The 11,831-nt window shown below is 60.6% G+C and carries 11 protein-coding genes and 1 pseudogene; 7 read left to right on the forward strand and 5 right to left on the reverse strand.

Features of this window, described 5'->3' with window-relative positions; genetic code table 11:
- The first annotated feature begins 177 nt into the window (after positions 1–177).
- From D588_RS0106460 to D588_RS0106470, 5 genes are all read left to right on the forward strand, one after another.
- Positions 178–819, forward strand: coding sequence for a DUF1629 domain-containing protein (locus D588_RS0106460; RefSeq protein ID WP_087963661.1), 642 nt, complete (start codon positions 178–180; stop codon positions 817–819).
- Between the two features lie 36 nt (positions 820–855).
- Positions 856–3,438: an XVIPCD domain-containing protein gene (locus D588_RS0106465; RefSeq protein WP_017915403.1), complete on the forward strand. Its 2,583-nt coding sequence runs from the start codon at positions 856–858 to the stop codon at positions 3,436–3,438.
- 293 nt (positions 3,439–3,731) lie between these two features.
- Positions 3,732–4,484 (forward strand): reverse transcriptase domain-containing protein, encoded by a 753-nt coding sequence (locus D588_RS26460; protein WP_081613490.1) that lies wholly within the window; start codon positions 3,732–3,734, stop codon positions 4,482–4,484.
- 220 nt (positions 4,485–4,704) lie between these two features.
- Complete coding sequence (locus D588_RS26465; protein WP_232764246.1) at positions 4,705–5,262, forward strand: hypothetical protein; 558 nt, start codon at positions 4,705–4,707, stop codon at positions 5,260–5,262.
- A 36-nt stretch (positions 5,263–5,298) separates the two neighbouring features.
- Positions 5,299–6,372, forward strand: coding sequence for a Shedu anti-phage system protein SduA domain-containing protein (locus D588_RS0106470; protein WP_017915404.1), 1,074 nt, complete (start codon positions 5,299–5,301; stop codon positions 6,370–6,372).
- Positions 6,373–6,487: 115 nt separating this feature from the next.
- On the opposite strand, the gene D588_RS27745 is transcribed toward D588_RS0106470, so the two are convergent.
- Together D588_RS27745 and D588_RS28790 are read right to left on the reverse strand one after the other, a co-directional pair.
- The gene (locus D588_RS27745; RefSeq protein WP_157836436.1) at positions 6,488–6,964 is read right to left on the reverse strand and encodes a hypothetical protein; all 477 of its coding nucleotides are present in this window, start codon (positions 6,962–6,964) and stop codon (positions 6,488–6,490) included.
- 622 nt (positions 6,965–7,586) lie between these two features.
- Positions 7,587–7,748, reverse strand: a pseudogene (locus tag D588_RS28790) (Y-family DNA polymerase); the annotation flags it as partial.
- A gap of 11 nt (positions 7,749–7,759) precedes the next feature.
- Here D588_RS28790 and D588_RS28700 point away from each other — a divergent pair.
- Complete coding sequence (locus D588_RS28700) at positions 7,760–7,885, forward strand: hypothetical protein (RefSeq protein ID WP_255325435.1); 126 nt, start codon at positions 7,760–7,762, stop codon at positions 7,883–7,885.
- A gap of 193 nt (positions 7,886–8,078) precedes the next feature.
- Here the strand turns inward: D588_RS28700 and D588_RS26475 are convergent, their stop codons facing one another.
- On the reverse strand, positions 8,079–8,321 hold the full coding sequence (locus D588_RS26475; protein ID WP_081613492.1) for a hypothetical protein: 243 nt from the start codon (positions 8,319–8,321) through the stop codon (positions 8,079–8,081).
- A gap of 265 nt (positions 8,322–8,586) precedes the next feature.
- Between D588_RS26475 and D588_RS0106480 the strand changes: the two genes are divergently transcribed.
- On the forward strand, positions 8,587–10,197 hold the full coding sequence (locus tag D588_RS0106480) for a MobA/MobL family protein (protein ID WP_017915406.1): 1,611 nt from the start codon (positions 8,587–8,589) through the stop codon (positions 10,195–10,197).
- Between the two features lie 53 nt (positions 10,198–10,250).
- On the opposite strand, the gene D588_RS26480 is transcribed toward D588_RS0106480, so the two are convergent.
- A complete protein-coding gene (locus D588_RS26480; protein WP_081613493.1) occupies positions 10,251–10,628 on the reverse strand; it encodes a hypothetical protein in 378 nt (125 codons plus the stop codon).
- A gap of 280 nt (positions 10,629–10,908) precedes the next feature.
- Positions 10,909–11,565 carry a hypothetical protein gene (locus tag D588_RS0106485; RefSeq protein WP_017915407.1) on the reverse strand — a complete coding sequence of 219 codons (657 nt, stop codon included), beginning with the start codon at positions 11,563–11,565 and terminating at the stop codon, positions 10,909–10,911.
- Positions 11,566–11,831 lie beyond the last annotated feature (266 nt).

Consider the following 11,831-nt stretch of genomic DNA (forward strand, 5'->3'; position numbering starts at 1 on the left):
GAATTCCACTGAACAACGTGGTGGGTTTACACAGCTAGGCGCTGACTCCGCTCGCCATGGTAGAGCGAGTGGCTAGGGTTGGGCATGCGCTCTTTTGTCTGCCCCAGTCGGCGATAGGGGCGGTAGACTCTGCCCGATTGAGGTGGAGACCATACCCAGGTGGACGGGACGGAACGCATGGAAACAACGACGACCAATCAACCCAAGAAAGGGGAGTTCTTCCACCTGCAGCCGGACGTTCGGCGCGGGGGGAAAGGCCATGGAGTTGTCTTTGAGAACCGAGAGGCACTCCTCACTCCGCCTAGGCTGATTCTGAGGCCAAAGGATGGCGGATTTCCTGCTTTGCGCGAGGTTCCACGCCTGGTCTACCACCCCAGTGAAGGCGTGCCTCCTGAAGACCTGGAAGGGGGATTCAGCGGCTACTGGCTGGTGTCAGAGCGCCTGCGTCGAGTGATGGAAGCGGTCGATCCTGGGGCGTTCGCGTTTGTAGAGACAGACTATCGCTTGGCGGATGGCTCGAAGGGGCCAAACGTTTACCTGTGCGACGTGATTCGCACATTGGATGCGTTGGATGAGGATGCATCTATGCTCAACATCGAAGTCAGTGATGATTTCGAGGAGGGCAAGTATTACGACCTGACGGGCGAAATTCGCCTGGCTTTCAAGCGTGATGTCCTCGGTGATGCGCACGTTTTTAGGTTGGCTTTCCACGGGGGCGTTTTCTGCGACCGGTTGTTCAAGGACGCCGTAGAAGCAGCCGGTATCGGCACCGATGGACAGTCGGACGGCCTCTGGTTCTACGACGTGGTCAACCGATAAGGCGAGCAACAAGGTCACAAGGAAGGAGCCTGATCTGTGCCGAACTACCGAACGCTTTTCCAGGACCACCACAACATCGAGCAGCAGACGCTGAAGAACAGCGAGTTGCTTGATGAGTTGCAACGGGTGGGGAAGTTTGACATCCACGCTCCGGAAAACCGACTGTTCCTGCCGGCCAACCCTGCGTTCGCTCAAGCGATGGGCATCACGCCGCATAGCGGTGGCCCACTCGGCGAATATCAGTATGGAATGCTGTCGCAATTGCGGCTCATTGAACGCTCCAGAGATGGTCAAGCCATGTTGGAGGGCGACCCAACGGCGATGGACCGTGTTGTCCAGCGCGTCGAGCACTTACGCGATACCGTCAAAGTAGGCCTAATCAACGGCGATTTGAACACCAATACGCCCGTTGGTTTAACCCCTGCACAGACCAACCAAAAGGTTCAAGACTTTTTCCGCGATATCCCGATCTACCAGCAGACCCATGCCCAACAGATTGAAGCCCTGAAGGGCTTTGTGGGGGTGGACCACGGCTGGGGTGCCGTCGCGCATTCCGAGTCGCGCATCGTCACCACGCTCAACCAAATCCAGGTCAGCAACGCCGCAATCGTTCGAGGTGGGGATATCCAGCTTCAGCGCAGCGGGTTGTCGCTCGCCATCGCCAACGCTCATCACGACGGGCGCGTGGTGTTGTCCGAGCAGGGCATCCTCAAGGTCGAGCAGGTGCTGGGTCCGGAAGCCGCACAGAACATTCGCGTGCCGCGCGGACAGCGTGGCGAAGTCGCCATGGAGCTGTTGATGGGCGAGGCGTCCGCGCGTGGGCTCACCCGTGCCGGCGGACTTCTGGCCACAGGCGCGGATTCGGTGATGACCGCACGCGCCGCCTCAGCGCTAATGGAGCAGGGCAACCTCACCGCCGCGCAGTCGGAGGTCAATCACGCCGTTGCGCGCAACGTGGGCGGCTGGGCCGGCGGCGCGGCCACCGCGGCGGCGCTGGGCAGTAGCAGCGGCTTTGTGCCCGCGGCCCTGGTGGTCGGCGACGCTGTGTTGATGAGCAAGGCCTTCGACAAGGCCGTCGACCTCAAAGAGAACCGCGACATCTTCCACCAGACCGATCGGGCCGGCGTGGACTGGAGGTTCAACGGACGAGATTGGGAGCGCCAAGGCGCGTTCGAGCGCGCCGCTGATGGGCGCGAAGCCCCTGTCCAAATATCCGTCGGTGCCAGCTACGTAAAGTCTCAGGAATTGGGTGCCATGGCGAATGCCAAGGCCGCCGAGTTCGCGCTGGGCAAAGCCCCGCCGCCGCAGGATCCCTTCAACCTGCCGGCCCAGCCCGGCGATCGGATTGGGCTGGACAACCAAAATTGGCACCGCAATCCAGAAACGGAGAAGTGGGAGCGCCAGGTCAAGACCGGGGTGGACGGCGCCAACGACCGGGGCGTCTATGAGCCCCAGATTGCGAACGCAGAGCAGACCCAGCGCCTGAACCAAGAAGCCTTGGCGCGGATCGAGGGCAACATCGCCAACGGCCGCGAGGCCATCGCCCAGGCCTACCTGGAGAGCCATGCCGCCCAGCGTGGGCAGGACTACGGGGTGGCCGTTCCTGCCGCCGTGGAAAGTGCTCGTGCCCAGCAGGACCGGGTGCAAGGCCACGATGGCCAGACCTACCAGCGCAACGAGGCCGGGCAGTGGCTCGGCAAGGGCGGGGTGGCGACCGGCAACCTGGCGGCGGAGCTGGAGCTGACGAACCAGATGCGCCAGCCCTCGCTGGAACGCGCCCAGGAGACCCTGGCGGCCATTGAGGCTCGCCCAGCACCCACGACGGCGCAGATGGAGCACAACGAGCTCTTGCACCGCTACCGGGCTGCTGGCGTCGACCTCAACGCCCAGGAGAACAACCTGCAGGCCGTGGAGCTCGCCACCCAGCGGACCAAGGAGGCCGAAGGACTCACCGGTCCGACGATGCAGCAGCTGAAGCCGAACGAGCAGGGGCAATACGGCTACGACAGCCAGATCGTTCACTACCAGGTCGGCCAGGACGGCGTGGCCCACCAGTTAGCGGTGACCACTTCCGAGGAGCTGCGCCAGGCCAAGGCCGAACTGGGCCAGCCGGCGGTGGCGCACGTGCCGAAGCTGGCGACGGTCTCGGTGACCGCGCCTGGGCGCAGCAAGGAGCCGGAGGCCGAACCGGCCCAGGAGAAGGGGGCGCAGGTTCCGCTGCTGGCTGACAACCCTGCGCACCCGGACCACTCCACCTACCAGACGATCCATTCTTGGGTCAGCGGAACGGGGAACTGGAACGCGGAGGAGAGCCGGAACGTTGCCGCGGCGCTTTACAAGCAGCAGGCCGAGGACCCGCTGGTGAAGCGGGTGGATCGGGTGACCGGTGCGCTAGGCAAGGACGGGGCCGAGAACGTGCTGGCGGTCTACGCGCCGTTTGGCGACAAGTCGCCGTTTTTTCATGCCCGGGTGGATGGACGCGAGGCGGCGCAGCAGCCGGCGGAACAGAGCCTGCAGCAGGCGGAGGTCATCAAGCAGGATCAGGTGCGACAGCAGCAGATGGAACAGACTCAACAGCGGACTCAGCAACAAGACTCTGTGCCGAGAATGACTATGTGACCCTGCCTTGGGTTATACTGTGCTGGCTCTGGCGATAGGCTTTGCGCCTGTCCCTCTATTCGTCACGAAGTGACTTACTCGACGCCGTATGTTTCTATTCGGTGGTCGCTGTTGGTTAAGTGTCCATGCGCCCTGCGCTAGGCAAGCCGGAGCTAAGAATAGAGGAGAGATCTTATGAAGAAATTTATTCGTAAGACCCGCCTAGTTCATGCGTTGCTGTCGTTTGGGGGCGGATTCTTCCGTTTCCTGGCGGCGCTCATGAACATGGCATCTAACTACTCGTGGGCTACCCGATGAAGAGATGGGAGCACCGCTTTGAGGTGAAGCCAGGACGTTGGGTGTATGTGCCGACACCCATCGGAAAAGCTTCCGGAGAATTGATTCGCCTGGCTGTGTCAAAGGTGTGGTCGCCTCCGCCGTTCTATTTTCATCTACGTGGGGGCGGACATGTGGCCGCTCTACATCGTCACACTGCGCATCAGTATTTTTTTCGGTGCGATCTTGATGATTTCTTTGGGCGTATCAATCAGTCGCGATTGACGCGTTGTTTGAAGCGACGTTTCTCCTACGCCGATGCAAGACGGATGGCTGGGGAGAGCGTAGTCATCAATCCAAAATCCAAGAAGACGATGCTTCCCTATGGGTATGTCCAGTCTCCGATTCTCGCGTCATTGGCGCTGGATAAGAGTCGGGTCGGTCGGTTCTTGCGCCAATGCGAACTATCGGAACATTTAACCGTTAGTGTTTACGTCGATGACATCGTGCTGTCCTCTGACGATGATGGGCTTCTTGGCAACGCTGCCGACGAACTCAAGCAGCTTGCGTTGGATGCGGGACTACCCTTGAGCCCCGGAAAGACAGTAGGGCCGGCTCCAGCAGTCACGGCATTTAATGTCGAACTCTCGCACGGGTCGATGAATCTGGTGGACGAAAGGCTTCAACGCTTTCGAGAAGCGTATGCCATGGCGAGCTCATCGCAGGTGGCATCCGGGATCCTGGGCTACATCCATACGATCAATCCAGCGCAAGTTGCCTCCGTGCTTTAGCGAAGTGCGATAGCTAGCGCCAATCAAGGCCCTAACTCAAGGAGTGAAGATGACAGGCGAATGTCCAGTTGCGCATAGGTCGACCAGCTCCGCGGACCTCGACGACCATCATTGGCCTGACACAGTTCGCTTCACCCCGTATTGGGGTGATCTTTATTTGGAGGGTATGAGCGGCCAGCGGGTGCTTTTGCTGGGCGAGTCGCACTATCGGAAAGAAGGGATGAGCGATTCGCTCGAAGTGACCCGCCCCTTCACTCAAGACCACTTCCACGAGATGGCTTTGCCAGTCCGGAACGATCGCGACGGACCCTTCTTCAAGGCACTAGACTTGGTGCTTACTGGGCAAAAGGACTTCCAACTGCAGGAAGCTGCTGAAGCCTGGAGGCGCGTGGCATTCATGAACCTCTCCCAGGCGTTCGCAGGTTGCCAAGCGAACCACCGGCCACGAAATCAGGCGCTGCGCGATGGCGGGGACGTATTGGTTCGACACATTCTGCCGGTGCTTCGGCCCGATGTGGTGCTGGTGCTTGGCCGCACCGCATGGCGGTTCTTTAGTCATGGTGAGCCGCGACCGGGCTTGGAGCCCTTCATCGCCCAACAGGTGAATCGAACTGAGAGCAAGCGACGTTACCTTGAATCCCGGGAAGTCTGGTCCCTTGACTACGAGGGTGGGACAGCCTTGATGACGTGGGTATACCATCCATCGTGGAACGTAGATACGTGGCAGGATCGGGCGGGAGCGCTACGTCACTTAATAGCGCTTGCGAAACAGAACTGAGACCATCATGGCACCGTTGACTGAGGGCGATATCCAATGAACGACTCAGTGGGTATGGCTAAAGTCGTTCGGAAAACAGCAAGCAGCGGCAAGTTGGACTATGTGCCCGTCGTTGTCCTCAATGAGACGACGCGGACCAAGCTGCATGTGGTTGGATGGCTGATTCCTCATAGCGACCATACGGAGTTTTCTATAAAGCTTGAGGGTTTTAAAAAGACCAAGGCGTTGCCCTGGCAGGAGGACCCGGTCAAGACCATCACGTTGACCGAAACCTCTACGCTCAAGCTCTTCAAATACCTTCAGACCCATCTTCCATTGGCGCAGCAATCGGAAGCCGGGGAGTTCATCCTGATCAAGGTGGCTAGCGGGGCTGCAGATCTCACCGGACATGATCCACGATCCCTAGTCGGCGCGCTCACTAAGGTGCTCTCCCATTCGGACCTGGTCCAGCACTTGGCCAGCACGGAGCTAACTCATGAGCTGACCACCGCGCTACGGGGATCTATTCGCCTTAGCGAGATGCGCTCGGCGGTCGCTGAGCTGCGCTCCAGCCTAGGGCGTGGAGAGGCGGCAGAGCAGGTCTACCAGTCGTGGTGCGAGAAGCACTGCTGGGCTTTTGGCAATGCCTACGTAGTTCGGGACGAGGTGCGCGCAATCACTGCTGGGGACAATATTGACCTGATGTTGCCGAACGTCATTGCGGGCTATCGAGACATCGTTGAGTTGAAGCGACCTGACATGGAAGTGCTTCTCTATGACAAGGCGCACAAGAATCACTACTTCTCCGCCGAGGTATCGAAAGCTATCGGTCAGTGCCACCGATACCTCGACATGCTCCACGACTTCGCAGACAAGGGCCTGCTCGACCATAAGGAGGTAGTGGCTTACCACCCACGCGCCACCATCGTCATCGGGCGCTCTCATGAGTGGAAAGACGAGCAGCAGCGCGCGCTGCACGGTCTTAATCGGCGCATGCATGGAATCACTGTCATGACCTACGACCACCTATTGGCGCAAGGAGAGCGGCTCATAGAGATGATGGCGCCATTAGCGGGGCAGGAAGCCAAGTCGGTCGACGTGGTCGAACTCGACGACGACATTCCCTGGTAAGGATTTGCATTCTGCGCCGATCCAAACCCATGGGCCGCAGCTACCCGAACTTTCCAAGACCTTAGCGCATCGCAATGCTTTCGCTGATAGGCGCTAGTGATTGAGTGTTAAGAATTCAGCCGCCATCTCTTCGAGCCTGATTCTCTCGCCCGATCAGTGTCGCTCCTGCTATCGCGATGCCCCCGCCAGCCATGCTCCCGGTTGCGGCACCGACGACAGTGACTACCGCGGTTCCTCCGGCCATACCGGCACCGCCAGCAGCAAGACTGCCCCCACCTAGTGCAGCTAGACCTGCTGAGCTAGCAGCAGCTCCACTTAGGGTTCCACCACCAACGCCGAATCCAATGCTACTCACGAAAGCTCCGATCTTAGGCGCCGCAGCGAATGCAACACCTCCGGTTGCGACCGCTGATGCCGCGGTTGTTCCCACAATCAGTGCGGTCTTCCCGGGATTCTCTTTGACGATATCGATGCATTCTTCAATCAATGCACCGCCTTTTGATTTTATCTCGGGCGCGCTGGATTTGACGGCATTTTTAACATCGCTTCCGAGTTCCCCAAGTGCGGATACAAACTCGTCCAGACTGATCATGCTAAATTCCCCCTGTAGGTCCTCCTAGACCCGGACTTCGGATGCTGGACTAGGTGGTATCGCTTTTCAAGCATATTTTTGTGTTTTATTTGGCGCACCCGGATTAGTTGGCCCCACCTCGTGGGATAGGCTGGTGACAACGCGGTGTGGTTCATCGCTTACACCTGATTGCGTTGCTCATCACCCAGCGCCTACTTGGTTTACGGGGCAAAGGCAATCGACCCGCGTCCAAACTTCGCCTTGGCCCCGTCCATGACCTCCATGGGCGCCCTGGAAGAGTGGTATTGCGTTGCCCCCGCTTGAAGGGGTTGGTATGGAGGAACACCAGGCTCCACCTGCCCGCAAAGAACGGCCACTCAACCTCTCGCAGGCCCGCCGGGGCAAAGATGCCCACGGCCTGCCGAAGGTCCTCCAGCGCCAGCACCTCTTTGCCGAGCTAGCGGGGCACCACGATCTGCTGGCGGTCCGACTCGCTCGCCTCCAGATCCCCACACGCGATGCGCTGCAGCTCCCGTTGGGAGCTTGCCAGTGTCACCATATGCCGCAACCGCAGCGTGTCCGGATCCGCGCGGGCAAGGTCTGCTGAGATCAGGTGGCTTCCACATCGATCTTGGCTCGGGTGCGGTCGCCCTATGGTCACGCCCGGGCCTTTGGCCTCCCGGCTCCTAACAATCGCGCAGCCATCTTTGTTGGACAGGACCACACCCGGCCGCCCATGCAACGATGGGTTGAACACCCGTTCGCAAGAGGCGTAAAAGTAGTTTCCGTCAACGAGGCCGAGCATGGAGGTGTGATATGTGGCAGCGAATCAAAGAGTGGTGGCAGGCGCGCAAGGCGCGGCAGCAAAACAAGCGAATCCTCAATCAGATCAAGGAAAAACTGGATGCTGCGCCCGAGGGGAAAAAGGGAAAGGGCCTGTAGCAGCGATCTAGTGCCTCAACCGCTAGCGAAAGCTACATGCCACTATTCTCCAAACATCTAGGCCAACGTCCTCCGGCACCATGATCGGGGCGTTGGCCGGGTAGCCGGAGTGAAGCTCCCGCCGGCCGCCGAGGCGAAGCAGTTGCTTGACCAGGTAGCTTGCGTTGCGTCAATGGGGCCGGCCTTCTGGCGACTAATGCTTGTTTTTGACGTGCTCCCGGAGCAGTGACTCTAGTTCTGTGTCATTCATTGCATGGGCACCCGTCAAGAAGACTAGATCGGCCACCCGTTGGCGCCGTTTCATCTCCTCCCGCTTCGCTGATTCCTGCGCTTTAGCTTTGCGCCGCTGATTGGCTAAAAGCTCCTTGGCTTGCAGCTGGGCCAGTCGTTCGGTGGCTCGGTGGATTCGGTCATGGTAGTGGTTTGTCGCGCTCATCTGATTTCTCCTCTGTGCCTTTACGAGTCAACCAAAGAAATGGCTTGCGTCAAGTTCTTGCGGGCCTGAAACTTTGGGCTGCCTCGAGATCGAAGAGATCTGAAAAACAAGGCTTAAAAGAAAGAAGCAAGAGCGCACCTAGGTGTCACTGCGTGACACGTGCGCAAAGGGCTTCGCCCCTTGAACCCCAAGCGCCGGCGGCGCTTGCGCAAATCCAAAGCCGAGGCATAAACCAAGCAACCCCACTGCTTCGGAGCAACACCTCATGGCCATCTACCACGCTAACGTAAAGACCTTCAGCCGCGCCAAGGGACATTCGTCCATCGCGGCGGCCGCCTACCGCGCTGGCCTGCTTCTCGAGGACGAGAAGACCGGGCAGCGCCACGACTACCGCCGCAGGGGCGGCGTGGTCGAAACGCGCTGCGTCGCCCCCGAGGATGCGCCCGACTGGGCCCTGGTTCCGGCCGAGCTCTGGCCGGCGGTGGAGGCGGCCGAGCGGCGCAAGGACGCCACGATCGCGCGCGAGTTCGAGTTCGCGTTGCCCCACGAACTCGACGAGGCGCAGCGATCGGCGCTGGCCATGGAGGTCACCCGTGCGCTGGTCAGTCGCTACGGGTTCGCAGCACAAGCCAGCATCCACAGCCCAGGCAGCAAAGACGGCTTGAACTGGCACGTCCACGTCTTGGCAACGACGCGGCGCATGGGGCCGGAAGGTCTCGCGGACAAAACCAAGGAGTTGGACGGCGGGCCTTCGGGACGTGTTGAAGTGCAGTGGGTGCGCGAACTCATCGCCTCCACCATCAACGCCCACCTTGAAAAGGCGGCGCTCGAGATTCGCGTGGACCATCGTCGTTTGGAAGCACAGGCCAATGACGCCCTGGCTCGCGGTGACTTGGTCGCCGCGGCCGTGCTCTCGCGAGAGCCGACCAAGCATGTGGGCAAGAACGCGACCGCCATGGCCCGACGGGGCCAGGCCTCTGAGCGCGTGGAAGCGAACCGCAGAATCGAAGAGGCCAACGAGGGGGCCTTCCAAAAACTCGTCGCTAGCTTCGAAAACGAGGGGCGAGCGATGGAAGTGCCCGACAGCCACAGCCACGAACAGGCCCAACGGGACCTCCGCCGTCCACCGGCCGTGCTGCCCCTGTCGCTGGGCCGCGGGGCAGGGCACATCGAGGTGTCCCGCAACATGGGAGCCATCGCCCAACGGCTGGGGTTGCTGGAGGAGAGCGCTCCCGGGGCGCCACGCCCGGAGCCGGTGTCCATCCCTACGCTCTTCGCGGAGCTGAGCCAGGAGTGGGGAGCGCTGCGCCACGAGGCAGTCGCGCGGGCGCTTCACGCCACACGCCAGCTCTTGGCCTGGGCGGCCGAGCGCGCCGCGGCGTTCGCCGAGCACACCCGGCTCCGCTCAGACCTGCTGGAGCTGGCTCGGCGGTTGCGCGGATTCAAAGCCAACCTGACCCGGTTTGCACGGCGCCTGCAGGCGGAGCAACGCGCCTCCAGGCTCCGCCATCTTGCGGAGCGGTCCTGGGAGGACTTCACCGTCAACAATCCGCAGCCTGGCACGTCATGGACGGAGCAGGATTGGAAGCAGCGGCGGGCGTGGCGCTTGAGCACGCTGGAAAAGCGGACGGCCGAGCTGGCGGAAGCGCGGGCCCGGGTCACCCCGGAGCAACAGGCCTTTTGCGAAAAGGAGGCGGCAGAGAGTGGCCGCCTCCTGGAGGCCTGGAGCCAGGAGATGCTCGGGCGCTATCCGCTCGAGCTCGACCGACCGCTGGTCTTTGGAGTCCAGGAGGCTCAACCGACTGCGCTCGACGACCTGCCGGCCCTGGACCTTGCGCCGAGTGGCCCCCGACCACCGCGCCCACGCCTCCACTGAAACAACGGTGCCCCGCTTGCGGGGCACTTTGTTGTTGGGGCGGCGGTGGCGGATCAGTGGAGTGTTGGCTTCTTCTTGTTCGCCACCGGATCGGGAGCCGCTTTGCGTCGGCGGTTCTTGCGCCACTCTTCGACGGACGGGATATCGCGCACCACGACCGCCTCCCGGGTGCGGATCTCTTGCAGGCGCGGTGCTTGCGACGGGGAGGGCGACGCTGGTGGCGGCGGCAGCGTCGGGGCCGGCGTGGGTGGGACGTAGTCGTGCGCCGGAGGCGCAGAGGAGCCGCCGCGGTATTGACGCACCATTTCCGTGGCTACCTCCAGGGCGTGCCGGATGTCGTCGACACGATCCGGCAAGCGGCAGTGCCGCTCTTGGCAGAGAAGGCCACTTACGAGACGGCTGGCGATTTGAAGAGTGAGTTCGGACTGCATGGATGCTCCTTGGAGCCTGTGGAAGGAGCTTTCATCCAAGCACCAAGTTGCAAACCCGCAAGTGCAAATTTCAGAGATATTTCACAAATATAAATAGGCGGCGCAAAGTTGGCTTTGCGCTGTCCTTTGATGCCTAGAAGGAGTCAATCGACGGTCAAGTTTCGTCAGTTGCCGGCGCGCGAGCTTTGGTGTCCTTGCTCCCAGTGGCGAGCGACGCCACCGCCAGCGAAGAGCTGTGACTGAAGCAAACAGACGTCGCAACGGTCTATCGAATGCGCTGCTACTTCCGATCGATCCTGTCAGCTGCGAGGGACAAGAGCGCAGCGATGTGCTCCAACTTGGAAGCGAAGACCGTAAGCGCTGCGGCTCCCAGTAGGACGCCAAGGCTTCCGGAGTAAACGAAGAGTGGCAAATCCTTTGCGTGGACAAGCATTTCGGCTTTTTCAGCTGAGGTTTGGAAATTGATGACAACTGCGCCGATTGCGGCTATCACAGATCCCATTCCGGCTTGGCGAGTCAGTCGCTTTGATTTGGCTTCCATGTGCTTGGAGCGCTCGCGCAACTTGAACGGATCGCACGCGGTCAGCTCTTGGACGACAACGTCGTCATGTTCGATGTCACGATCCAAGCTGTTGGCTGCATTGTGGTAGCCCGTTCGCACTGCCAGCAACATTTCGACGATCTGGCTGATAGCCCATATCAGAAAGAGAGTTAGAACTCCGATGAGCGGGAGCATCGTGAGGAAGCGGGTGACTTCCTTCGAAAGCAGGCCGACAAAGCCCAGACCTGCTGCGACAAGTATCACGCCCCCAAAGGCCAAGGTCGCTTTGAAGACAAAGCGCTGAATCCGGTCGAACGCGCTCGGCGGCTTGGGCCGCTTGAGTTTGTTTAGGAAGGCCAGGGTATTGGGAATGGGGGCGTAGTTGAGGGCGGTCATGTGATGGTCCAGGAATGGGCCCGCTCAGTTTGAAAGGCGCCAGTCTCGCTAGCCGCGACAGAACCAGGTCGGGGGCGGCTCATGAACAGTTGGCCGGCTCTGGGGATCCACATTGCAGGCTGCCTCGGCTACGATCCCGGACGCAGGACCATCCCTTGGGCACTATTTGCGGGTGTCCAGGTTGGAAAAGACGATTGGCATCAATGGGTTAGAGGGCTCTGAATTGTGTCCCTCTCACTCCGCCAGTGTCAAGGAAACGCCCGCAA

It is taken from the genome of Xanthomonas sp. SHU 308, assembly GCF_000364645.1.
GTDB classification, from domain to species: domain Bacteria; phylum Pseudomonadota; class Gammaproteobacteria; order Xanthomonadales; family Xanthomonadaceae; genus Xanthomonas_A; species Xanthomonas_A sontii.